The organism is Burkholderia aenigmatica (assembly GCF_048627025.1).
In the GTDB taxonomy this organism is placed as follows: domain Bacteria; phylum Pseudomonadota; class Gammaproteobacteria; order Burkholderiales; family Burkholderiaceae; genus Burkholderia; species Burkholderia aenigmatica.
Genome location: NZ_CP184470.1, coordinates 200,482 through 225,156, shown reverse-complemented (window position 1 = coordinate 225,156; position 24,675 = coordinate 200,482). Strand labels below are relative to the sequence as shown.

General features: G+C 65.4%; 16 protein-coding genes. 5 read left to right on the top strand and 11 right to left on the bottom strand.

Going from position 1 to position 24,675, the window contains the following annotated elements; translation table 11 throughout:
• Window positions 1–33 precede the first annotated feature (33 nt).
• Window positions 34–2,358 carry an FdhF/YdeP family oxidoreductase gene (locus ACN8ZM_RS33385; protein WP_420213132.1) on the top strand — a complete coding sequence of 775 codons (2,325 nt, stop codon included), beginning with the start codon at window positions 34–36 and terminating at the stop codon, window positions 2,356–2,358.
• 12 nt (window positions 2,359–2,370) lie between these two features.
• The gene (locus ACN8ZM_RS33380; RefSeq protein WP_420213131.1) at window positions 2,371–3,291 is read left to right on the top strand and encodes a bestrophin family protein; all 921 of its coding nucleotides are present in this window, start codon (window positions 2,371–2,373) and stop codon (window positions 3,289–3,291) included.
• A gap of 445 nt (window positions 3,292–3,736) precedes the next feature.
• Here ACN8ZM_RS33380 and ACN8ZM_RS33375 read toward each other — a convergent pair whose 3' ends face one another.
• Window positions 3,737–4,678, bottom strand: a complete 942-nt coding sequence (locus tag ACN8ZM_RS33375) for a LysR family transcriptional regulator (protein ID WP_420213130.1) — start codon at window positions 4,676–4,678, stop codon at window positions 3,737–3,739.
• A gap of 142 nt (window positions 4,679–4,820) precedes the next feature.
• Here ACN8ZM_RS33375 and ACN8ZM_RS33370 point away from each other — a divergent pair, with 142 nt between their 5' ends.
• Window positions 4,821–5,585: a molybdate ABC transporter substrate-binding protein gene (locus tag ACN8ZM_RS33370; protein ID WP_420213129.1), complete on the top strand. Its 765-nt coding sequence runs from the start codon at window positions 4,821–4,823 to the stop codon at window positions 5,583–5,585.
• 232 nt (window positions 5,586–5,817) lie between these two features.
• Here ACN8ZM_RS33370 and rpoD read toward each other — a convergent pair whose 3' ends face one another.
• The 4 genes from rpoD to ACN8ZM_RS33350 form a co-directional block, all read right to left on the bottom strand.
• Entirely contained in the window at window positions 5,818–7,845 is a 2,028-nt protein-coding gene (rpoD, locus tag ACN8ZM_RS33365; RefSeq protein WP_301769834.1) for an RNA polymerase sigma factor RpoD, read from the bottom strand.
• 326 nt (window positions 7,846–8,171) lie between these two features.
• Window positions 8,172–8,579, bottom strand: coding sequence for a hypothetical protein (locus tag ACN8ZM_RS33360; protein ID WP_143331130.1), 408 nt, complete (start codon window positions 8,577–8,579; stop codon window positions 8,172–8,174).
• A gap of 234 nt (window positions 8,580–8,813) precedes the next feature.
• Complete coding sequence (locus ACN8ZM_RS33355; protein ID WP_420213128.1) at window positions 8,814–9,617, bottom strand: hypothetical protein; 804 nt, start codon at window positions 9,615–9,617, stop codon at window positions 8,814–8,816.
• 345 nt (window positions 9,618–9,962) lie between these two features.
• Window positions 9,963–11,408: a DEAD/DEAH box helicase gene (locus tag ACN8ZM_RS33350; RefSeq protein ID WP_043184341.1), complete on the bottom strand. Its 1,446-nt coding sequence runs from the start codon at window positions 11,406–11,408 to the stop codon at window positions 9,963–9,965.
• A gap of 390 nt (window positions 11,409–11,798) precedes the next feature.
• On the opposite strand from ACN8ZM_RS33350, the gene ACN8ZM_RS33345 reads away from it, so the two are divergent.
• Window positions 11,799–12,533, top strand: coding sequence for an ABC transporter substrate-binding protein (locus ACN8ZM_RS33345; RefSeq protein ID WP_420213127.1), 735 nt, complete (start codon window positions 11,799–11,801; stop codon window positions 12,531–12,533).
• A gap of 143 nt (window positions 12,534–12,676) precedes the next feature.
• Here ACN8ZM_RS33345 and ACN8ZM_RS33340 read toward each other — a convergent pair whose 3' ends face one another.
• Genes ACN8ZM_RS33340 through ACN8ZM_RS33330 form a run of 3 tightly spaced genes read right to left on the bottom strand, consistent with a single transcriptional unit; the run spans window position 12,677 to window position 16,483 of the window.
• A complete protein-coding gene (locus ACN8ZM_RS33340; RefSeq protein ID WP_420213126.1) occupies window positions 12,677–14,182 on the bottom strand; it encodes a c-type cytochrome in 1,506 nt (501 codons plus the stop codon).
• A 4-nt stretch (window positions 14,183–14,186) separates the two neighbouring features.
• Window positions 14,187–15,839, bottom strand: a complete 1,653-nt coding sequence (locus ACN8ZM_RS33335) for a GMC family oxidoreductase (RefSeq protein ID WP_043184339.1) — start codon at window positions 15,837–15,839, stop codon at window positions 14,187–14,189.
• Window positions 15,840–15,844: 5 nt separating this feature from the next.
• Entirely contained in the window at window positions 15,845–16,483 is a 639-nt protein-coding gene (locus ACN8ZM_RS33330) for a sugar dehydrogenase complex small subunit (protein ID WP_301769827.1), read from the bottom strand.
• A gap of 123 nt (window positions 16,484–16,606) precedes the next feature.
• On the opposite strand from ACN8ZM_RS33330, the gene ACN8ZM_RS33325 reads away from it, so the two are divergent.
• Entirely contained in the window at window positions 16,607–16,837 is a 231-nt protein-coding gene (locus ACN8ZM_RS33325; RefSeq protein ID WP_420213125.1) for a hypothetical protein, read from the top strand.
• Between the two features lie 76 nt (window positions 16,838–16,913).
• On the opposite strand, the gene ACN8ZM_RS33320 is transcribed toward ACN8ZM_RS33325, so the two are convergent.
• The 3 genes from ACN8ZM_RS33320 to uvrA all read right to left on the bottom strand — a co-directional run bounded on the left by ACN8ZM_RS33320 (window position 16,914) and on the right by uvrA (window position 24,399).
• Window positions 16,914–17,429 carry a GlcG/HbpS family heme-binding protein gene (locus ACN8ZM_RS33320; protein ID WP_043184338.1) on the bottom strand — a complete coding sequence of 172 codons (516 nt, stop codon included), beginning with the start codon at window positions 17,427–17,429 and terminating at the stop codon, window positions 16,914–16,916.
• A gap of 456 nt (window positions 17,430–17,885) precedes the next feature.
• Window positions 17,886–18,173 (bottom strand): DUF1330 domain-containing protein, encoded by a 288-nt coding sequence (locus tag ACN8ZM_RS33315; protein WP_089452699.1) that lies wholly within the window; start codon window positions 18,171–18,173, stop codon window positions 17,886–17,888.
• Between the two features lie 322 nt (window positions 18,174–18,495).
• Window positions 18,496–24,399, bottom strand: a complete 5,904-nt coding sequence (gene uvrA / locus ACN8ZM_RS33310) for an excinuclease ABC subunit UvrA (protein WP_420213124.1) — start codon at window positions 24,397–24,399, stop codon at window positions 18,496–18,498.
• Between the last annotated feature and the right edge of the window lie 276 nt (window positions 24,400–24,675).

Here is a 24,675-nt window from a genome sequence, read left to right as displayed (position 1 = left end):
TCTGCACGCATCGACCCCGACCCACGCAGCATCATGAAAAAGAAATCCGCCACCGCGCGCATCGAACCGTACACCCACCCGGCCGCCGGCTGGGGGGCGCTGAAAGCCGTCACGATCAACCTGATCAAGGAAAAGGTCGCCGGCGGCAACTACCGCACGCTGCTGCGCCAGAACCAGCCGGACGGCTTCGATTGCCCGGGCTGCGCATGGCCCGACCGCCAGCACGCATCGACGTTCGAATTCTGCGAGAACGGCGTGAAGGCGGTGGCCGCCGAAGCGACCAGCAAGCGCGTGACGCCCGAGTTCTTCGCCGCGCATACGGTCACCGAACTGCTCGAACAGTCCGACTTCGAACTCGAACAGCACGGCCGGCTCACCGACCCGATGGTGTACGACGCGCAGACCGACCGTTACGTGCCGATCGCGTGGGACGACGCGTTCGAACTGATCGCGCGCCACCTGCGCGCCCTGCCCGACCCGAACCAGGCCGCGTTCTACACGTCCGGCCGCGCGAGCAACGAAGCGGCGTTCCTGTACCAGCTGCTGGTGCGGCTGTACGGCACGAACAACTTCCCGGACTGCTCGAACATGTGCCACGAGGCGACGAGCCGCGGGCTGCCGGCGTCGGTCGGCGTCGGCAAGGGCACCGTCACGCTCGACGATTTCGAACACGCGGACACGCTGCTGATCTTCGGCCAGAACCCGGCCACCAACCATCCGCGGATGATGGGCGAACTGCGCGAGTGCGCGAAGCGCGGCGCGACGATCGTGTCGATCAACCCGCTGAAGGAGCGTGGCCTCGAACGCTTTGCCGATCCGCAAAGCCCGCTGGAAATGCTGACGATGTCGGGCACGAAGATCGCATCGACGTTCATCCAGCCGACGATCGGCGGCGATTTCGCGCTGATCAAGGGCATCGCGAAACGCGTGCTCGAATTCGACGATGCCGCGCGTGCCGCCGGTGCGCCGCGCGTGCTCGACACCGCGTTCATCGATGAACACACGGCCGGCTTCGACGCGTTCGCCGACGACCTGCGCCGCGAAAGCTGGTCGGCGCTGACGGCCGAAAGCGGCGTGCCGTACGAGCAGATCGACAGCCTCGCGCAGCTCTATGCACGCAGCGAGCGCGTGATCGCGACGTGGGGCATGGGCATCACGCAGCACAAGCATTCGGTCGCGACCGTGCAGATGCTGACCAACCTGATGCTGATGCGCGGTAACATCGGCCGCCCCGGCGCCGGCCTGTGCCCGGTGCGCGGCCACTCGAACGTGCAGGGCAACCGCACGGTCGGCATCGAGGAAAAGCCGTCGCAGGCCTTCCTCGACCGGCTCGGCCACGTGTTCGACTTCGAACCGCCGCGCCACCACGGCTACGACGTCGTCGAGACGATCGAAGGCATGCTCGAAGGCCACGTGAAGGTGCTGATCGGCCTCGGCGGCAACTTCGCGATGGCGACGCCCGACACGCCGCGCACGTGGGAAGGCATGCGTCGCTGCGACCTCTCCGTCCACATCACGACGAAGCTGAACCGCAGCCACCTGATTCACGGCCGCGACGCGCTGATCCTGCCGACGCTCGGCCGCACCGAGATCGACCTTCAGGACAACGTCGCGCAAGGCGTGACGGTCGAAGATTCGATGAGCATGGTCCACGTGTCGTACGGGATGAACAAGCCGGCGTCGCCGAACCTGATGTCGGAACCGGCGATCGTCGCGCACATGGGTCATGCGCTGTTCGGCAGCGGCAAGATCGACTGGCTGGCCTACAAGGACGACTACGCGAAGATCCGCGACGCGATCGAGGCGACGCTCGACGGCTTCTACGACTACAACACGCGCATCGCGCGGCCGGGCGGCTTCCACCTGCGCGTCGCGTCGCGCGACCGCGAATGGCTGACGCCGACGGGCAAGGCCAACTTCATCGCGCACGCGATGCCGGCCGACACGCCGATCCAGCGTGCCCGCGCGCAGCACGGCGAACGCCTGATGACGCTGATGACGACGCGTTCGCACGACCAGTACAACACGACCGTCTACGGGCTCGACGACCGCTATCGCGGCGTGTTCGGCCAGCGCCGCGTGGTGTTCGCGAACCGTGACGATCTCGCGATGCTCGGCCTGAAGGCCGGCGACTGGGTCGACATGGAAACCGTGTGGCACGACGGCATCGAGCGGCGCGCGGACGGCTTCCTGCTGGTCGAGTACGACATCCCGCGCGGCTGCATCGGCGCGTACTACCCGGAAACGAACCCGCTCGTGCCGCTCGACAGCGTCGGCGACGTCTGCAACACGCCGACGTCGAAGTCGATTCCGGTGCTGCTGCATCGCGCGGCCGCGCCGGCCTCGATCGCCGCCTGACGGAGTACGGCGATGATCGTTCGTCCGCGCGAGCACTGGCTGCGGATGCTGCTGGTCTGGAACGGCTCGGTACTGCCGACCATCCTGCCGCAGCTCGTGCTGACGCTCGCGATCAGCCTCGTCGCGGTCTGGGGCGGCGGCCGCGTGCTCGGCGAGAAGGTGCCGCTGAACCCGACGCCGTTCACGCTGATCGGCCTCACGCTCGCGATTTTCGCGGGGTTTCGCAACAACGCGAGCTACGAACGCTACCGCGAAGGCCGGCAGCTGTGGGGCGGCGTACTGACCGCCACGCGCACGCTGGTGTCGCAGGCGCTCTGCTACGGCGCGATCGACCGTGACGATGCGTCGCGACGCGCGTTCGTGCGGAAGGTCGTCGCGTACGTCTATGCGCTCAAGCATCAACTGCGCGGCACCGATCCGGCCGCGGACCTGCGCGGGCTGCTCGACGATGCCAGCTATGCGCGCGTCGCCGCTTCGCGGTTCCGCCCGGTCGTCATCGTGCACGCACTGCGCGAAGCGTTCGCCGCACGCGCCGATACGGGCCGCCTCGCCGACACGCGCCTGTGGATGCTCGATGCGCGCCTCGACGATCTGGTCGCGATGGTGAGCGGCTGCGAGCGCATCGCGACGACACCGATCCCGTTTTCATACGACGTGCTGCTGCACCGGACCATCTATGCGTACTGCGTGCTGCTGCCGTTCGGTCTGGTCGATTCGATCGGCGCGGCGACGCCGTTCGTCACCGTGTTCGTCGCCTATACGCTGATCGCGCTCGACGCGATCGCGCATGCGATCGCCGAACCGTTCGGCGACGGGCCGAACCATCTCGCCCTCGATGCGATGACGCGCCAGATCGAGCGCACGCTGCTCGAACTGAACCGCGAGCCGCTTCCGGCGGAAGTGACGCCAGGCAAGGCCTATCGGCTCAGTTGAGCCGGCCGACTCAACTCGACAGTGGCACCCGTGACGGCTTCCACACCCACTGACCGACGGCCAGGTTCCACATAGCGCACGCTGATGATGCAGCAGTACCTGCGGCTTATATGCCAGGGATCGGAGCGCAAACCTATGCCGCGACCTGTGCTTACCCTTTCGAGGATCGACGGGTTCCGACCCGTTACGGCCAGTCGAGCAGTCTCTGTTCCAAGGGAGGTTATCGGAGTGGAACGGTCATTCCGTGCCGTCGTTTTGAGGACAGATCTTCGACCTTTGCGGACGCTCAGACCCGTGAGTTCGTGAGGCGGCTTGCCATTCCCTTCTGTCGCTCGGCGCCTCGCGCCCGCGAATGGGGTATCCGCTCTATTTGTCGTTCACCAGATCGAACGAAAGAGTCCGCAAGGTTACGGGTACAGCGAGTCGCCCGCCGCAATGGCAGCGATCACTCCGCGGCGAGCGATCTAGCCAACGTGCGTGCATGCTCGGCGAACCGCTCCGCAACGGGGCTCAGCGTGCGATTCCTCAGCGTGATCAGCATCGTCGGGACAGTCCAGGTCGGTAGCTCGATCGGCAGTACCTTGATCCACTCCTGCTCAGGGCCGAAGCGCAGCAGCGAGTGCGGCATCACAGTCACGAAACGACCGGTACGAAGGAGCGTGCGACGCAGGTTCAACGACCCGGTCAGTACGCGGACGACGGGCGGCTCCGCATCGATCGCGCGGAATGCTTCGACGATCGGCGAGTGCTGCCCGATCTCGTTCGGCGACAGGATCCAGGGGGCGTCGACGAGATCGGCGAGAACGAGTCGGCGCCGCTTCGCGGCCCACGCACTGCGATTCGACACGACGATTTTCATCTGCTCGTGAAACAGCGGCTCGCCGATCATGTCCGGTTCGGGAGCGGCGGCGAACGGTCTCGCAACCACCAGCTCACAGATCCGCTCGCGCAGGAAGTGGGCCTGCAGCACCGGCGCATCGCCCGATGCGACAGAGAAGGTCAGGCGCGGATGCTGTTCCGACATCTCCTCGATGATCGCCGCGGCCAGCCCCGCAGTGATCGTCTCCACGCACCCGATGCTGAGCTCGCCTGCGTCGGGATCCGCCAGAAATGCCATATCGACGGCGCCACGCCGCAACTCGTCGAAGATCGCCGTGCCACGCTTGAGCAACGCCTGCCCAAACACGGTCGGCTCGACACCATGGCGGCTACGGTCCAGGAGCCGCACGCCAAGCAGGCCCTCCAGGTCCGCGATCGCCTTCGACACGGCTGGCTGCGACATGTGAAGCTGTTCGGCCGCCTTGCGCATCCCGCCCGCGCTGATAACCGTCATCAGCGTGTCGAGGTCGCGAAGCTTCAGTCGTCGTCGAAGCCGGTCGCCGTCCATGTCCTGACCTATTCGATTTCGTGATCACACCATCGTAATTTGAAACTTTCCGTTGATCAAATGCTGTCCTAGGATGGCAGTCAGCACGGCCTCGCGAACCTGAAATCCAGGGGCCGGCGAGCCATTTGAACAGGAGGCGACGATGATCATTCCCGTGCTGGTGAATGTCGGTCTGGCCATGTTGCTGGTGCTCTCCAGCCTCGGCGACGCGCACGCGGACGACCTGAAGGTTTTCAGCACGCCGACGATGAAGTCGACGCTCGCGGAACTCGCGCCGAGATTCGAATGGCTGACCGGACACCGGCTCGTTGCGACGTACGACAACGCCGCGACGCTGAAACGGCGGATCGAAGCAGACGAGCCGTTCGACATCGCGATCCTGCTGCCCACTCAGGTCGACGATTTGATCCAGACGGGCAAGCTCGTATCGAGCACACGCGTTGACGTCGCGAAAGCAGCAGTCGGCATGGCGATCCGTGCGGACCAGCCGGCGCCCGACATCGGGACGGTCGACGCGTTCACGCGGGCGCTGACGAGTGTCCGTTCGCTGTCGTGGTCGCCGGAGAGCGCGAGTGGCGCCTATCTTGTCGGCCTGCTCGGCCGGCTGGGCGTCATGGACACGGTCAAGGCGCATCTCGTGCCCGTCCCGGGCGGCGACGTGGTCGCGGCCGTTGCCGGCGGCCAGGCCGACGCGACCGTGATCACCGTGCCCAATATCGTCGACGTGCCGGGTGTTCGACTGGTCGGCTTGCTGCCGCGTGAACTGCAGCACGACACGGTTTACACGGCAGGCATCGCCACCCATACGGCGGATCCGCGCGGCGCCAAGGCACTGATCGATTTTCTGCAATCGGCCGAAGCGACCGCCGTGTTGCGCAAAAAGGGACTGGATCAGCCGACGCCGTGACCGGCGGGCATCGGTAACGCGATATCGCCCGGAACGCAGCGTCGAAATTGGGGGCTCGGGCGAGAATCGATTGAGGAACTGTCTCAAGCAGGCTGCGATGTACCTTGCAGTAGTCAGCGGACGGATCGAGCCACGCCCTCTTCCGCCGCGATGCAGTGACAACGATCAGGCCGACGCGTGATCGCTGCAAGCCTGGAGCCGGGCGTCGAAGGGGTACCACGCCCGGCTTGCCTCAGCGCTCAAGAAATGGCCTGAGCTTGTCCGCACGGCTGGGATGCATCAGCTTGCGCATGGCCTTGCTCTCAATCTGACGGATCCGCTCGCGAGTCACGTCGAACTGCTTGCCGACCTCTTCCAGCGTGTGATCGGAGTTTGTGTCAAGCCCGAATCGCATCCGCAGAACCTTGGCCTCGCGCGGCGACAACCCGTTGAGTGCCTCGTCGATCGCCGCGCGCATGTTCGCGTGAATCGCCGCCTCAGCCGGCGAACTCGCCGAGACATCCTCGATCATGTCGCCGAGCGTTGCATCGGCGTCGTCACCCACCGGCGTTTCGAGCGAGACAGGTTGCTTGGCGATCTTGAGGATACTGAGCACTTTCTCCTCGGACATCTCCATGCGCTTTGCCAGCACAGCGGGATGCGCTTCCTGCCCCGTCTGTTGCAAGATTTCGCGCGATATCCGGTTCAGCTTGTTGATCGTCTCGATCATGTGGACCGGCACGCGAATGGTCCGCGCCTGATCGGCGAGCGCACGCGTGACAGCCTGCCGGACCCACCAAGTCGCGTAGGTCGAGAACTTCCAGCCGCGCCGGTATTCGAACTTGTCCACGGCCTTCATCAGGCCGATATTGCCCTCCTGGATCAAATCCAGGAACTGCATGCCGCGGTTCACGTATTTCTTGGCGATTGAAATGACAAGACGCAGGTTCGCCTCGATCATCTCGCGCTTGGCCTGCCGCATTTTCAGTTCCGCGGCACTCATCTGGCGGTTGATCTGCTTGAGCTGCTTGAGCGGCAACGAGACCCGGGATTCGATGTCGACGAGTTTCTGCTGCGCCGCCTGAATCGCCGGCTGATGTCGCTCGAGCGCCGCGCCGAACTGCTGCGAGGTCGCGGCCGTGCGGCTCGTCCATTCGAGGTCGGTCTCGTGGCCCGGGAACGACTCGACAAACGCGTCGCGCGGCATGCCGCAACGGTCGACAGCAATCGCCAGGATGCTGCGCTCGATCGTGCGGACCTCAGTCACTTGGCCATGCACGATGGCACACAGGCGGTCGATGGTCTTGGCCGTAAAGCGGATCGGCGCGAGCTCGCGCTGGATCGCCGCGCGCACTTGCGCAGCGGCTGCGGAACGGGCATCGCCAGTGACAGGCACATCCGGCAACTGCTCGAACAGTGCACGTACGCGCGCGAAAATCACGAGACTGTCGTTCGTGAGTTCTTCGAGGCGTGCCGCGTTCACCTTCTCCGAATCCCCGGCGTCCGTGTCGACGTCGTCTTCGTCCGAATCATCGTCGGCGGCGAGTGCTTCCGCCTCCTCTTCCTGGGACTCGGGCGTCATTTCGCTTTCATCGACGTCGACACTGATGCCATCGACCAGTTCGTCGATGCGCAGTTCGCCGGCAACGATGCGGTCGACATCGGCAAGAATCGTGGACACGATTGACGGACATGCGGCAATCGCTTGAATCATGTCCTGCAGACCATCTTCGATCCGTTTCGCGACCTCGATTTCACCGGCGCGGGTCAGCAGTTCGCTGGCGCCCATCTCACGCATGTACATCCGAACCGGATCCGTGGTGCGGCCGAATTCGGAATCGACGGTCGATAACGCAGCTTCCGCCTCCTCGTCCGCCTGATCGTCGGATGCCACGGCCGGCGCAGCCTCGGTTAGCAGCAGCGCTTCGGCGTCCGGCGCTTGTTCGTACACGGCCACGCCCATGTCGCTGAACGTGCTGACGATGGTGTCCATCGCCGCCGTTTGGGCAAAGTTGTCGGGCAGGTGGTCGTTGATGTCCGCATGGGTGAGATAGCCGCGCTCGCGACCGAGCGCGATCAACGCGCGCATCTGGTGCTGGCGCTCCTCATTCTGGCGTGCCAGCGACGCGATGTCCGCCGGTGTCAGGGCCTGGGCCTTTCCCTTTGCCACACGGCGGCCGGCTTTTGCCGTGGCCGTGATTTCAGGGGACGTGGAATCGTTCCGATCAGGATTTGTCAATACATGCTCCTCGACAGATGAGCCGACGATCGTCGCGAGCATGACGCCAGAATGGGTTGCCTGCCGGGATGCGAACGGAATCGTGTACGCACAGATAGTCGAGGGCGGGACGCCTCGCGCGAAATCCGTGTGCGCAGCTTGTGGGGGGCGTGAATGATACCGGAATGTATCGTGCGGCACAAGATGGTGGGCGGCCTGGGATTTCCGTACGCTTTGCGGGTGCGGCGCTCTCTAGCTGCGACAAAGGGGGGAGCAGTCGCCCCCTGTCCCTGCCGGTGGATGCGTGCTGTCGCCCCGTTGCAGCCACTCGATCTGCTCAAAAGCGGTGGTTCACCGTCCCGACCGGTATGCGCTATTCCCGCTCAATCCTAAATGAGCGATTCACTGGCGAAGACGTTGTAAGGCGTGATTTCCAGATCCAGACTTTCAGGGATCGGTATGCCGTTTCCGCAATAGTTGATTTCGACATCGGCCAGATGACCTGACGCGTCGGCAAAGAGCAGAATCTCTATCGACCCCCAACCTTCCGGCTCCCACCGATCCCGGAAGTCCGCTTCAAATACCATGCGATAAGGTTGTCCACTCGAAGCGCTGGCTATAGGGGGCACTTTATCGCGCGCGGCCAGCGACAGGCCGAAGGTGTTACATCCACATGCACAGAGTCTGACTATCTCTGCATTCGAGAACTGCGCCGCAAGCGCGTCCCGATTCGGGAATGGGCAGTACTCAAGAATAAACGTAACCCAATAGGCTGCCTGGTTCAGATCGTTTGCCATAGTACGTCCCGGAATCGCGACTTCAGGCGTCAATGCGTCGATTGTCAGCGATTCAGGCCACACTGTCGAACGTCTCGATGTGGCCGCATGGCGACGTTACCGCCTTGCAACGTGCGGCAAAACAGGGAAACCCTTTGATCCGACGATATTTGCAGGCAGTAACCGCCCGACGAGGCAGCGGACTACCGCTCATAATTCAGCCACCGCCGACGATCTGCTCAAGGTCAACTTCGGTCAGGGTTTCACATTCCCTTGCCTGGAGCCGATGGCCGCAGCCATGCGGCTTTGCACGGCGACGAGTTGGTCATCCGTGGTCGCCACCAGCCACAGACGTGCCTGCTCCTCGATTTGGCGGTTGTGATCCTTCAACGGACCCATCGCGGCAGCGGCCTTCCAGACGACCGGGGCAATTCGGCTTTTCCTGCCTGACGGTGCGCCTACCAGCAGGCAGTAAGGTCCCAGCGGGAGCGATACAAACGGAAGTGCCGGAGTGGCACGCACGCGCCAGTCGATGAAGGGCGTGTCGCCGATAAGCAGCGGCATGGGCAAGCCGTGGAGCACACTGAAATCGTACAGCGCCAGTTGCTCCCGCATGCCGGCGTAAATACGCCGGATGTCGTCGACAACCGCCGCGCGGATCTCGTCATCGAACATGGGTTCCTGCGCGTATCGGGCAAACGCCTTTCGAGCCTCCCATTGATATGCGCTGAACAGGCCAATCTCCACGCAGTCCTGCACTGCGCGCTGGACATCCGCGACAGAACCGGCCTCCTCCGGCGTACCCAACTGCGCGGCCCGCAAAAACCGGGCAAGTCCAGCCTCCTGGATCGCAGGACCCTCCGCAGATGGATCGTCTTCAGCGCCCTTGCCAAGGGGCACATAGATATATTTCTCGGCCGCGAAATGCGACTTCTTGCCCTCGTCAAACCTGATTTCGCCATCAACGCAGTCCAGATAGCGAGTCCCGATTCGACCATGCTCCCAAACCCAATTTTTCAGGAGCGGACGGAGTGGATGCAGTCTGTCGTGATCGGTCATGGAAGCCTCCAGGTTGCCCAGTATAGTTCCAAGTTGTCGATTGTTTCGTGGAGGACATGGCGATCAATCGATCCACTACCGCCGTTGGAGCCCGCGCAGCCTCAACAGCTGTTTAACCGGATATCAGTGGCCCCGTGCCTACGCGCCGTGCGGCAAGTGCTCGTCCTTTGCAGGCGTTCACGTGTCGGCCGCGGCAGGTCGACTTGACGCTACCTTGCGGACGTTCGGCTGAGCATCTGCACCGAACGTCTGCTGTCAGGCTCAGGGAACAGGCAGTTTCGACCCTGAACGACTTTTCGACCGAATGCCAGCCATGTTCCATGGCTGGCGTGATTCCCCCACGAATCAAGGCTGGCGCTTGCCGCGGCCGCCGGCGGGTTTGCCAGCCGGCTTGCGTGAACCCGCGGCTGGCTTGCCAGCGGGCTTGCTGCGCGGCTTCTGCGCGCTGAATGGGCTGCCACTGGACAAACTCGCCCCCTTACCCGCAGCCCCAGCCCGCTGCGCCGCAGGCTTGCGCTTGTTCTCGCCACTTTGCGGGCGCGGCTTTTTGGCAGACACCGGCATGGCGCCCGACCCAGCTTGCGGCACTTTGGGCTTCTTGGGCTTTTTGGGTTTCTTGATGATCTGGCCCGTCGCGCTGGTTTCCGGCACGCGGTGTTCGGCCTCGAAACCCGGCTCTTCTTCGCGACGCAGCGTTTGCCGGATCAGCGCTTCGATCGCGGCCAGTTGCGGCGCTTCGTCGGCGCACACCAGGGACACCGCCACACCGCTGGCGCCTGCGCGGCCGGTACGGCCGATACGGTGCACATAGTCTTGCGCCACGATCGGCAGATCCACGTTGATCACCAGCGGCAGGTCGTCGATATCCAGCCCGCGCGCTGCCACGTCGGTGGCGACCAGCATCTGGACTTCGCCCGTCTTGAAGCGTTCCAGCGCCCGCAGGCGCGCGGGTTGCGGTTTGTCGCCGTGGATGGTGTCGACCGCATAGCCCGCTTCGTCCAGCATGGCCGCCAGGTAATCCACGCCATTGCGGGTCTTGACGAACACCAGCGCATGCTCCCACTTGTTCTCGGCCACGAGGTGCATGAACAGGTCGGGCTTGTTCCGCTTGTCGACCGGTACGACCCACTGCTTGATCTTGCTGGCCGTGGCATTGGGCGGGCTGACGCTGATATTGACCGGGTCGCGCAGGATGCTCGCTGCCATCGCGCGGATATCGTCGGTAAACGTGGCCGAGAACAGCAGGGTCTGGCGCTGCGCGGGCAGCGCGGCAAAGACGGCGTTGAGTTCGCGTGCAAAGCCGAGATCCAGCATGCGGTCGGCTTCGTCCAGCACCAGCGTTTGTACTTGATCGAACTGCACCGCGTTCTGGCGGTTGAGATCCAGCAAACGGCCCGGCGTGGCCACGAGCACATCCACGCCCTTGCGCAACTTCATCATCTGCGGGTTGATGCTCACGCCGCCGTAGGCCGCCAGATATCGCAAGTCGAGGCCTTGGCCGTAAGCGATGAAGCTTTGCAGCACTTGTTCGGCCAGCTCACGCGTGGGCACCAGCACCAGCACGCGCGCGCGGTTGCTGGACACCGCCGGGCCGTGTTGCACCAGCCGTTGCAACAGCGGCAGCGCGAAACCCGCCGTCTTGCCGGTGCCGGTCTGGGCCGCCGCCATCACGTCCTTGCCACCGAGCACGGCAGGAATCGCCTTGGCCTGCACCGGCGTAGGGGCCTGGTAATTGAGGTCCTGCAGATTACGCAGCAAGGGATCGATCAGGCCGAGCGAGGCAAAAGACATGGACGTATTCCGGGCTAAAACCGCAATTCTAGCGGTTGCCGGGCGGATCAAGGCCCGCCGCGCCTGGCTGGACGCCGCCGGCGGGGGCAGATACGGTCAACCGGAAGCAGCCGCTGACGCAAAGCAACCCGATCGAGCCCATTTTCCGGCACCCAATCGCCCCTCGGATGAGCCGCTCGCCCCTTGTCTGTCTGTCACCTCATCGCTTGCGGTTCGAGCAACGAGGTCCGGAGAAGGTAGAGGTATCGCAACGCCGAACTGGCGACGAAGGCGGGCTTGGGCCGCTCGACGCTGTTCCATGACGAAAGCCAGGTGATAAGCTCGATGCCGGCGTACTGTCGCGTATCGACACGCCCCGAACCCTGCCCTTACGACCGCAACGAGCCGCCCATGTCCCTCGCCCCTCCCGCCCTCTCCGCGTTCATGCCGACCGGCAAGCTGCGCGCGTCGATCAATCTCGGCAACCCGATCCTCGCGAATCGCGACCCGGCGACGGGCGAACCGTTCGGCGTATCGATCGACCTCGCGCGCGCGTTCGCCGAACGCCTGTCAGCCGAGCTGGAACTCGTGGTGTTCGACGCCGCCGGAAAGTCGGTGCAGGCACTGACCGACGAGCGTGCCGATTTCGGATTCTTCGCGGTCGATCCGCTGCGCGGCGAAACGGTCGCGTTCACCGCGCCGTACGTGCTGATCGAGGGGTTCTATCTCGTACGCGACGCTTCGCCGATCCGCACGAATGCGGACGTCGACCAACCCGACAACCGCGTGACCGTCGGCAAGGGCAGCGCCTACGACCTGTTCCTCACGCGCGAACTGAAGGCCGCGCAGATTGTGCGTGCGCCGACGTCGCAGGCCGTCGTGCAGACCTTCGTCGAGCAGCAACTGGAAGTCGCGGCGGGCGTGAAGCAGCAACTCGAGGCCGACGCGGCGAAGACGCCCGGCCTGCGCCTGCTCGACGAGCGGTTCATGGTGATCCGGCAGGCCATGGGCGTGCCGAAGAGTCGCGGCGAAGCGGCCGCGGCGGCGCTGAATGCGTTCGTCGAGGAAATGAAGGCGTCGGGCTTCGTCGCGGATTCGCTGCGGCGGCATGGCATCAGCGGCGCATCCGTCGCGCCGCAAGCGTGATGGCATACCGCGTGATGCAGCGGCACGCGACTGCGCGCGCCCCGCTTTTGACCTGAAATGCGAAAGCAGGCTCGATACCCGTCGGCTTGCGCAACGGGATCGATGCCTGCTTTCGCGCCGCACTTACGCGGCGGTTCGCCGAATCAGCCGGCCTTGCCTTGCGGCGGATTGGCCAGCGGCGTGCGTTGGCGGCGGCGCCACCAGAATGCGACGCCCAACAGCGCGATCAGCGCGACAACCACCGCACCAGGCAGCATCAGCGGCCGGACGCGCACGAGCAATGGAACCGGGCCGCCGCTGCGCACGACGGCAACGTCGTCCGCGGTGACGGTCACGTCCGGATTGCCGTACTGCGCGAGCACGTAGTTCGAGATTGCAGCGATCTGATCGTCCTTGAGCGGCTGGACGTAGGAGTCCTCACCGAAAGACGGCATCAGCACGTGCTCGCCCCCCACCTCGCGATCGACGCCGTACAGGATCGCCGCAATCAGGTTCGACGGATTACGTGAGCCCGTGGCGGTATTGTTCGACAGCGACGGATACGCCTGGCTCGGGCTGCCCTTGCCGTTGGCCTGGTGGCAACTCGCGCAGTACCCACTGAACAGCGCCGCCCCCGTCGTCAGCGTGCCGTTCGCATTCAGTGCGGATGCGCCGCGCAACGTCGCTTCGCTGCTGACCGCCTGCCCGTGCGCGAATGCCGGCACCGACTCGCGGTCGTCGCGGATCGGCTTCGTGCTGCGCAGATACGAGACGATCGATTTCAGGTCCGCGTCCGACAGATACTGCAGGCTGTTCTGCACGGCTTCCGCCATCGGCCCGGCCGCCTGGTTCTTGCCCGGTGCGCGGCCGGTCTTCAGGTACGACACCAGCTCGGCGTCGGTCCACGCGCCGATGCCGCTCACCGGATCCGACGTGATGTTCGGCGCGTACCACGCGCCGAGTTGCGCGCCGCCCAGGTTGCGGCCGAAGTCTTCGGCCATCAGCACATTGCGCGGCGTGTGGCACGCGCTGCAGTGCGCCAGCACGTTGGTCAGGTACGCGCCGCGATTCCACTGCGCGTCGTGGGCGGGATCGGCTTCGAAACGCTTGTTCGTCAGGAACAGCATGTTCCATCCCGCCATCGCCATGCGCATGCCGAACGGGAACGGCAGGTTCGTGGCGGGCGCGGGTTCGTCGACCGGTTTCACGGCATGCATGAAGTAGCTGTAAAGCGCGTGCACGTCGTCGTCGCTGAGGCCGCTGTACGACGTATAGGGCATCGCGGGATACAGATGCGCGCCATCCGCGCGCACGCCTTCGCGCAGCGCGCTTGCGAACTGCGCTTCGGTGTAGTTGCCGATCCCGGCCGTTTTCGACGGCGTGATGTTGCTCGAATAGATCTGCCCCATCGGCGACGCGATGCCGTATCCGCCCGCGAATGGCTTGCCGCCGTCGAGCGCCGTATGGCATGCCATGCAGTCCGCCGCGATCGCGAGCTGATGGCCCTTTTCGATCAGCGCGGCGTCTGCCGATGTCGAAGCCGGGCCGGCCGGCGCATCCTGCGCGAACACGGATGCGCTGCCGACGAGCGCGAACAGGCCGGCCGCGATGGCCGCGCGATACCCGGTGCCGCGCCGCGCGCGACGGTGTCGTTGAATCGTATGTGTCATCGCATCAACCCTTCGCGAGGCTGGCGGAAATCGAATCCGCGGCCTTCAGGCCAAGGGCCGCCATCGACAGCGTCGTGTTGACGACGGACGCCGACGGCATCGCGCCGCCGCCCGGCAGCCACAGGTTCGCATGGTCGTGCGCGCGGCAGTCGCCGTCGACGACCGAGTTCTTCGGATCCGAGCCCATGATGGTGCCGCCCATGATGTGATTGTTCGCGTTCAGCGTCGTCGTGATGTTGAATTCGACCGCGTCGAACAGGCTGCCGATGTGCGACAGCTGCTTGCATGCCGCGTCGTAGCCGCGCCGCACGTAGTCGCCGACGTCGTAGTGGATGTCCGGGCACGCGAGGCCGAGCGGATCGACGCGCGTCTTGCTGAGCGTCAGGCGGTTGTTCGGATCCGGCAGCGGTTCGAGGCTGATCGACAGGTCGACGCCGTAGATCGCGCGCCGCCGGATTTCCTCGTCGAGTGCCTTGCCGACCAGGCCGAGCTTCAGCGCCTGCTGCGTCGCCGGACCGACGCGCGAGATGTTGTTCAGGATCATCTTGTTCGCCGAATACTGCCCGCGGAAATCGCCGTCGCGCGGACCGACGATACAGCTGCTCTGCGCGGGGCCGCGGCCAAGCCACATCGGCTCGTTCGCGAGGAACGTGCAGTGGAAGCCCGAGTGATCCATCATGTTGCGGCCAACCTGGTCCGAGCCGTTCGCGATGCCGTGCGGATTGCGCTCGTTCGCGGCCAGCAGCAGCAGGCGCGGGGTCTCGATGCCGTTGCAGGCGAGCACGAACCGCTTGCCGCTCGCCTTGTGCGACTTGTGCGACGCGTCGTACCAGTGCACGGCCGTCACGCGATTGTTCGCATCGGTGTCGATCTTGTAGACGACCGATTCGGCGAGCACCTTCGCACCCTTGCGCTCCGCGCGCTCGATGTGGTGGATGCCGTTGTACATCGCGCCGATCGGGCAGATCGGCTGGCAGTTGTTGTTGCCGCAGCAGGTCGGGCGGCCCTGCCACGGCCGCGTGCTGCGCGCCTGCGGAATCGGGATCGACCGGTAGCCGTGCGCGTTGACGATTTCGGCGAAGCGCCGGTCGCCATGCCCCCACGGCACCATGTCCATCGGATACGGGCGGCTGCGTTGCGACGGTGACTGCATCGCCGGGTCGCTCGGCCCGGCAACGCCCATCTCGTCTTCCGCACGGCAGTAGTACGGCTCGAGCTCCTCATAGGCGATCGGCCAGTCGCGGCCGACGCCATACGTCGACTTCATCCGGAAATCGACCGGCAGATGCCGCCAGCTCGACGCGGCCCAGTGCCAGGTCGTGCCGCCGACCGTGCGCAGGTAGCCTTGCTGGAAACTCTGGCCGTCCGGGCCGCTCAGGCCGACGTAGTTGTTCTTCGGAAAATACAGCGGGGCCGGCGCATTCGGCGCCTGCGGGTAGAGCCCCTGGAAGTCGGAGCCGACGCGATTGTCGAACGGCATGTTGCGCCAGTTCTCGACCGCCTGCCCACGCTCGATGCGCAGGCCGGATTCGAGGATCAGCACCGAGTGGCCCTGGCTCACCAGCTGGTCGGCGATCAAGCCGCCCACCACGCCGGATCCCACGATCACGACATCGGCCGACACGTCGCCGTTCGATTCAAATACAGGAGTTTTCATGAGATTCAGGCGTGCGTTTGCGGGTGCTGTGAAGTGGCTGACGCGACTGCTTTGCGCGGCGGCGCGACATCGGCCGGCGGCGGTTCGGCGGTCCACCACAGCGGGCCGTTCGAACAGTAGGTCGGCGCGCTCATCCCGTCGTGGACGGTGCCGTACATCAGCGCATCCGCATACGTGACCATCACGGCCTTCTGGCCATGACCGACGGTGCCCGTGTACCACGCGGCGACGATCGCGAGCGCGGTGTCATGCAGGCCCGCGCCATCGGCATCGGCCAGCAGTTGCGCCGGGGTCTGCCCGGCGCGCATGCGTTGCGCCAGCGCGGCCGCCCGCGCGGCAAAACCGGCGTCCGTGCGGTGGAACGCATCGATGAGGCGTCTGGCCGTCATCGGGTCGAGATTCGTGTGGCCTGTCAGTGCTTGCGACAGTGCGAGAAAGGTCTTGGCGTCGAGCGACGGCTGCTGCGCAAATGCGTATCCGGGCGCGGCGGTGAGCAGCCCGACTTGCGTCAGTGCTGCCGCCATCACTTTCAGGGCTGCTCGCCGGGTAATGCCGGCGCGCGCGATGACGCGCGTGTCATGATCGTTAGGGGCCATGTCGTTATCGTCTTTTTGGCGAGAGGTTGCTCGCAGGCTTTCTTGCAAATAATCGGCGACGGGAGTCGCTCCGCGCGAAACAACGGAATGCCTCCCCCACCGGCAGTGCGTAACCCGTCCGACAGCACCGGCAAACGACCATGACCGGCTGAACCAAGTATTGCACATGCCATGCAATGCGAATTTTTATCTGGCCGGATTATGCATAATCCGGCCAGCGAATGGAACCGGTTCCATTTTTGCATCCAGCAACCGGTTCAAATTTTCATCGCGATGGGGGGAAGTGTAGCGATATCGATCGAATCGCGTATTTTCGCGACCGAGTCGAGCGGTCAATCCCGTCTGACGCCGGGCGAATCCATCGGGCCGCAGTCGGACTCGGATACGCGCAAAACCGAATGAAATTAAAACGTCAGGCTTTTATTATTATTTTGAAAGAATAATCGGCTCATAAACTGCTGGCCTGTAGTGCGGCGATTTACCGGACTGCCGCCGCACCCGCGGCCGCGATCACGCTGTCCTGCACACCCGCGCCACCGCTGGTCCCGATCGCGCCGATCAGTTGCCCGCCCACCACGATCGGGATGCCGCCCTCTCCCGCGAGAATGCCCGGGATGCTGAGGTTGCCGGTCGCACCGCCGTTGTTGATCGCGTTCTGCATGTCCTTGGTCTGCCTGCGGAAACGCACCGATGCCCGCGCCTTGGCTTCCGCAATATCGGTGGATGCGAGTTGCGTCCCATCCATTTTGTCGCACGAGACCAGATTCCCGCCGCTGTCGACGACGGCGATCGCGTATTTCCAGTTGCGGTGTCGGGCCTCTGCTTCGGCGGCCGCCATCGCCGTGCGCGCCTGTGCCAGCGTGATGGGCGGACCGTACGGGATGTCATACGGCAGTTGTTCGGGAATCGGTGCCGGCGCGGGGGATTGTGCAGCTGCATGGGCCGTGAAAATGGCGCTGGCCACGATGAAGAGACGGGATTTCTTCGAAAGCATGAGAGAGGGTTCCAGAAAGGCTCGACGAGGCTGATTGGCTCGGCGAATGGTTGATCTTGCTTGCGTCACAAACGGAGTGCCTCGTCAGTATGGTCACCGCAAGGCCTTCCCATTCGGGAATGGCAGCTGATTACTCAGGATATGACGCAGGCCCGTGATCGAGGTTGGAATGTGACGCTGGCCGCGCAAGACTGCCACGGTGGAGATGATCCTGAGAAACAGCAGGAACGGGTGCAGCAACGTGTCTTGATTGCTACAGATCCGAATACTATCCGACAGCCAATGACAGTGCGCCCGAGACCGAGGGCGCTACCGATGGTCAGCCAGACTTTCGACGTCCTGTTGCCATGCCTGGCATTTCATTGAGGACGGCGACGACGCAATCGCATGCACGGATACGGATTCGTCGATGGCGTGGTTGTAACGGCGGTCGGCGAGCAGCCCCCGCCGGCCCGGTCAGGCACCTTCGACCAGCACGGCCCGAAAGCGTGCGCCCTTGAAGCGATGCTGGACGGCGCTCTGGTATTCCGGGCTGTCGTACCACGCGCGCGCGGCGTCCCTGGACGGAAACTCGACGATCACCACGCCCTCCGGGCCGTCGCCCTCGAGCGTTTCCTGCGGGCCATACGCGGCCAGCACCTTCACCGGGTGGCCGGCCAGCGTCGCGCCAACCTTGCTCTGATAGATGTCGAGTTCCTGCTGATCCTGCGTGCTTTCACGCGTGAAGACGATATAGGTCGCCAAGATTGCACTCCTGATGCGGTTAGAGAATGACTGGACGATCCGGAAACGTCCGTCCGCCAACGACATTCATCCTAACGATGCGAGGCGCTTTCTCGTATCCCCCTTGCATCCAACTCAGTATTCGAGCCGGATTAACAATGGATGCCTTACTCGGTCGGGCGCGTGTCGCGGCGGCTGCATCTTGCGTCGACAGTTGCCCCCCAAAAAAACACCCCTCAAAGAGGGGTGCCTGGGCCGGATCGCGGCGCGGCCTCAGCCACTTGCCAGTTAGCTGGGGGAAATCATCACCCGTCTCCGGAGCCGTCGATACGAAGCATCACGCTCACCCGACCCGCGCTTCTCCCTCGCGCTCGGCTTCCCCCTCATCCGAACCCGTCCGCGCCAGCACGGGCTTGAGTGCGTGCCCGGTATGGCTGGCGCTCACCTGCACGAGCGCTTCCGGCGGCGCCGCCGCGACGATCGTGCCGCCGCCCACCCCGCCTTCCGGCCCGAGATCGATGATCCAGTCGGCTTCCGCGATCACGTCGAGGTCATGCTCGATCACGACGACGCTGTGCCCCGCATCGACGAGCCGGTGCAGCACGCGGATCAGCTTCGCGACGTCCGCCATGTGCAGGCCGACCGTCGGTTCGTCGAGCACGTACAGCGTGTGCGGCGCCTTCTGGCCGCGCCGCGTGATGTCGTCGCGCACCTTCGTCAGCTCGGTGACGAGCTTGATGCGCTGCGCCTCGCCGCCCGACAACGTCGGCGACGGCTGGCCGAGCGTCAGGTAGCCGAGGCCGACATCCTTCATCAGTTGCAGCGGATGCGCGATGTTCGAGATCGGTGCGAAAAACTCCACCGCCTCGTCGATCTCCATCGTCAGCACGTCGCCGATGTTCCGGCCGCGCCACGTGACGGCAAGCGTTTCGGGGTTGAAGCGCTGCCCGTGACACACGTCGCACGGCACCTTCACGTCGGGCAGGAAGCTCATGCCGATCGTGCGCACGCCTTGCCCTTCGCATGCGGGGCAGCGCCCGTCGCCGGTATTGAACGAGAAACGCGACGCCGTGTAGCCGCGCGCCCGTGCTTCCAGCGTATCGGCAAACAGCTTGCGGATCGTGTCCCACACGCCGATATAGGTGGCCGGACACGAACGCGGCGTCTTGCCGATCGGCGTCTGGTCGACTTCCAGCACGCGATCGATCTGCTCCCAGCCGCTCAGCGATTCGCAGCCCTGCCATGCGTGCGTGACGTTCAGCGACGGCCGCGGTGCGCTGCGCGCCAGCACGCTCGAACGACGGTTGGTGGCCGGCGCGTCCTGCTGCGCAGCCTTGCGGGCACGCCGCGTGGCCGGCGACGACAGCACCGAGCGGCCGACCGCATCGAGCAGGTTCGTCATCAGCACGTCGCGCGCGAGCGTCGACTTGCCCGAGCCGCTCACGCCCGTGACCGCGACGAGCCGCGCGAGCGGAATGCCGACCGTGACGTCGCGCAGGTTGTGCAGCCGTGCGCCATGCACGGTCAGCCACGCATCCGGCACGGCGGCACCGCCCTTCTTGCCCGGCAAACTCACACTGCGGCGCGGCTGCAGCGGGTGCGTCATCGGCTGCGCGAGCAGGCGCCCGGTTACCGAATCGGACTGCGCGGCCAGATCCGCGACCGCGCCCTGCGCGACCAGCGTGCCGCCACGCTTGCCCGCGCCCGGCCCGACGTCGATGATGTGATCGGCGCGGCGGATCGTGTCCTCGTCATGCTCGACGACGACGAGCGTATTGCCCTTGTCGCCGAGCTTGCGCAGCGCGTCCAGCAGGATCTGGTTGTCGCGCGGATGCAGGCCGATCGTCGGTTCGTCGAGCACGTAGCAGACCCCCTGCAGGTTGCTGCCGAGCTGCGCGGCGAGCCGGATCCGCTGCGCTTCGCCGCCCGACAGGCTCGGCGCCGCGCGATCGAGGCTCAGGTAGCCGAGCCCGACTTCCTCCAGAAACGCGAGGCGGCTGCCGATCTCGCTGACGATGTCGCGCGCGATCTGCGCGTCGCGGCCCGTCAGTTCCAGCCCGTCGATCCAGCGGCGCGTGTCGGACACCGTCCATTGCGCGACCTCGACGATCGGATGCGCGTCGAACGTGACCGCGCGCGCGGACGGGTTCAGGCGCGTGCCGTGGCAATCCGGGCACGGCTCGTTGCCGACGCCTTCCGGTTCCTGCTCGTCGGACGGCAGCGTCTGCTCGCGGCCGCGGCCGTCCTCGGCGAGCACCGTGTCGTCGTACGCGGCGCGCTGTTCGCGCGTGAGCGTGACGCCGGTGCCGACGCAGGTCGTGCACCAGCCATGCTTGCTGTTGTACGAGAACATCCGCGGGTCCAGCTCCGGGTAGCTCGTGCCGCACACCGGGCACGCGCGCTTGACCGACAGCACCTTGACCGTGCCGACGCGCGCGGTCGAATGATCGTTCTGCATCGCATGGTGCAGCCCGTCGAGCGGCGCGAGCAGATGCATCACACCCTTGCCGAGCTCGAGCGTCTCGTCGAGCACGCGCCGCAGTTCGGCTTCGTTATCGGGCGACACGACGATATCGGCCACCGGCAGCTCGATCGTGTGCTCGCGGAAGCGGTCGAGCTTCGGCCACGGATCGACCGGCACGAACTCGCCGTCGACCCGCAGATGCGTGCTGCCACGCGCCTTCGCCCACTTCGCGAGATCCGTATACACGCCCTTGCGGTTGACGACGAGCGGCGCGAGCAGCCCGACGTGCTCGTCGCGATGATCGCGCAGCAACTGCGCGGCGATCGATTCGACCGATTGCGACGTAACCGGCGTGCCGTCGTGGATGCAATGCTGCAGGCCGAGCTTCACGTACAGCAGCCGCAGGAAGTGCCAGACCTCGGACGTGGTCGCGACCGTACTCTTGCGCCCGCCGCGCGACAGCCGCTGCTCGATCGCAACGGTCGGCGGAATGCCGTACACCGCGTCGACTTCCGGGCGGCCGGCCGGCTGCACGATCGAGCGCGCGTACGCGTTCAGCGATTCGAGGTAACGGCGCTGGCCTTCGTGGAACAGGATGTCGAACGCGAGCGTCGACTTGCCGGAACCCGACACGCCGGTGATCACGTTGAACTTGCCGTGTGGAATATCGACGTCGAGCGCCTTCAGGTTGTGCTCGCGCGCGTTGACGATCCGCACGACGTCCTCGCCTTCGATCGCACGCCGCTCGCGCGCCGCGTTCAGCACGGCCTGCAACGGCTTGCCTTCGTCGGCGAGCGCCAGCTCGGCGTCCATCGCGCGGTCGTACTGCAGCAGCGCCACGCCGGTATGCGATGCGGCGCAGGCTTTCACGTCATCAGGCGTGCCCGCGCACAGCACGAGACCGCCGCCGTCGCCGCCCTCCGGGCCGAGATCGATCAGCCAGTCGGCCGCGCGGATCACGTCGAGGTTGTGCTCGATCACGATCAGCGAATGGCCGGCCGCGAGCAGCTTGCCGAACGCCTGCATCAGCTTCGCGATGTCGTCGAAGTGGAGCCCGGTGGTCGGTTCGTCGAACATGAACAGCTTCGCCCGCGCGATGCGCGCCTCTTCCGTGACGACCCGGCGCCCGTTGACGGCCGCCGCCGATTCGGCGAGGAAGCCGGCCAGTTTCAGGCGCTGCGCTTCGCCGCCCGACAGCGTCGGCACCGGCTGGCCAAGCTTCACGTATTCGAGACCGACGTCGACGATCGGCTGCAGCACGCGCAGCACCTCGCCGTCGGTCGCGAAGAACGCGGCCGCTTCGCTGACGGTGAGATCCAGCACGTCGGCGATGCTCAGCGCGCGGCCGTTGCGCTCGATGCGCACTTCGAGAATCTCGGCACGATAGCGGCTGCCGTCGCAGTCCGGGCAGCGCAGGTACACGTCGCTCAGGAACTGCATCTCGATGTGCTCGAAGCCCGAGCCGCCGCAGGTCGGGCAACGGCCGTCGCCCGAGTTGAAGCTGAACGTGCCTGCGCCGTAGCCGCGTTGCAGCGCGAGCGGCGCCTTCGCGAACAGCTTGCGGATCTCGTCGAACGCGCCGACGTAGCTCGCCGGGTTCGAACGCGTGGTCTTGCCGATCGGCGACTGGTCGACGAACACGACGTCGCCCACCTGGTCGGCACCTGACAGGCTGCGGAACGCGCCCGGCGACTCGGTCGCCTTGCCGTGATGCCGTGCCATCGCCGGATAGAGCACGTCCTGCAGCAGCGTGGACTTGCCGGACCCCGACACGCCCGTCACGCAGACGAGCCGTTGCAGCGGGATCTCGACCGTCACGTCGCGCAGGTTGTGTTCGCTCGCGCCTTCGAGCACGATGCGCGGCGTGTTCGCGTCGACCACCCGGCGCGCCCAGTTCGATGCGTGCGCGACATGCTTGCGGCCGCCGAGATACTCGCCCGTCAGCGTGTGCGCCGACCGGATGTCGCCCGGCGTGCCGTCGTAGACGATCGTGCCGCCACGCTCGCCCGGGCCGGGCCCCATGTCGATCAGCCGGTCGGCCGCGAGCATCACCGACGGATCGTGTTCGACCACGACCAGCGTATTACCCGCGTCGCGCAGCCGCTGCATCGCCTCGACGATCCGTGTGAGATCGCGCGGATGCAGCCCGATGCTCGGTTCGTCGAGCACGAACAGGGTTTTCGTGAGCGACGTGCCGAGCGCCGTCGTCAGGTTGATCCGCTGCACCTCGCCGCCCGACAGCGTGCGGCTCTGCCGGTCGAGCGTCAGGTAGCCGAGCCCCACGTCGCACAGGTATTTCAGGCGCGTGCGCACCTCGGCGAGCAGCAGCTTCAACGCATCGTCGAGCAGCGCGCTCGGCAAGCTTATGTCATCGAAGAAGCGGCGAATGCGCTCGATCGGCAGCAGCATCAGGTCGTGCACGGTCAGGCCCGGCAGCGCTTCGAGCTGCGCGCGGCTCCAGTCGACGCCGCGCGGCATGAAGCGGCCGGCCGGCGCAAGCACGCCGTCGGCGTTCTCTTTCGAGCCGAGCCGCCATTGCAACGATTCCGTCTTCAGGCGCGCGCCGCCGCACACGTCGCACGGCGTGTAGCTGCGATATTTCGACAGCAGCACGCGGATATGCATCTTGTACGCCTTCGACTCGAGATAGCCGAAGAAGCGCTTCACGCCGTACCACTGGCTCTGCCACTTGCCGTTCCAGTCCGGCGAACCGTTGACGACCCAGTCGCGCTCGGCGTCCGACAACTCGGCCCAAGGCGTGTCGCGCGGGATGCCGGCTTTCGCCGCGTAGCGCATCAGGTCGTCCTGGCACTCCTTCCAGGCCGGTGTCTGCATCGGCTTGATCGCGCCGCCGCGCAGCGTCTTGCGCGCGTCGGGGATCACGAGGCCGAGATCGACGCCGATCACGCGGCCGAAGCCGCGGCAGGTTTCGCACGCGCCGTACGCCGAATTGAACGAGAACAGCGCCGCCTGCGGCTCCGCATAGCGCAGGTCGCTGTCGGGATCGTGAAGCCCGGTGGAGAAACGCCACACCTGCGGCTCGGCGGCCGCGCCATCCGCCTGCTCCGGCTCCGCCGCGAGCACGTACACGTTCACGCGACCGCCGCCGCGTTTCAGCGACGCCTCGATCGCCTCGACGACACGCACCTTGTCGGTGTTCTGCACGCGGAAGCGGTCGGCCACTACGTCGAGCACCTTGCGCGGCCCGGTGGCCGACGCGACCTCGCGCTGCGCCTGCACGCGCGTATAGCCGCTCGCGGACAACCACTGCGCGATTTCTTCGTCGGACACCGTTTCAGGCAATTCGACCGGAAACGTGACGACGACGCGCGGATCGTCCGCCTGCGTGCGCGCGACGAGCTCCGCGTAGATCGTCTCCGGCGTGTCGTGCCGCACCTGCCGTGCGGTCTGGCGGTCGAACAGCTCGGCCGCGCGCGCGTACAGCAGCTTCAGGTGATCGTTCAGCTCGGTCATCGTGCCGACGGTCGAGCGCGAACTGCGCACCGGGTTGGTCTGGTCGATCGCGATCGCGGGCGGTACGCCGTCGACGCGCTCGACCTGCGGGCGGTCCATCCGGTCGAGGAACTGCCGTGCGTACGCGCTGAACGTCTCGACGTAGCGCCGCTGGCCTTCCGCGTACAGCGTATCGAACACGAGACTCGACTTGCCGGAGCCCGACGGGCCGGTGACGACCGTCATCTCGCCGGTGCGCAGGTCGAGGTCGAGATTCTTGAGGTTGTGCTGACGTGCTCCGCGAATGCGGATCAGATTGCTGGATGACAATTTGCCTGCCCGTCTGAATGAGTTAGCCAGAGTTCACGGTGCCGGAACGCTGCGGCGGATGCCCGCAGGCGCGGCGCGCGGGCCGCAAGGTTGTACCCGTGCGGCTCGATTTCGTCGGACACTATACTGTATATTCATACAGTTTTCCATGACGACCCTGGGGGCGTCATGGGCAGGCGGCTGGCTGTCGTGATTTACTTCGCCTGGAACGCGGTTCGCTCAAGCCGGAACCCGGTTTGGACGTCGCGCATGCTCGATGCGCTCGCGGTCCGCCAT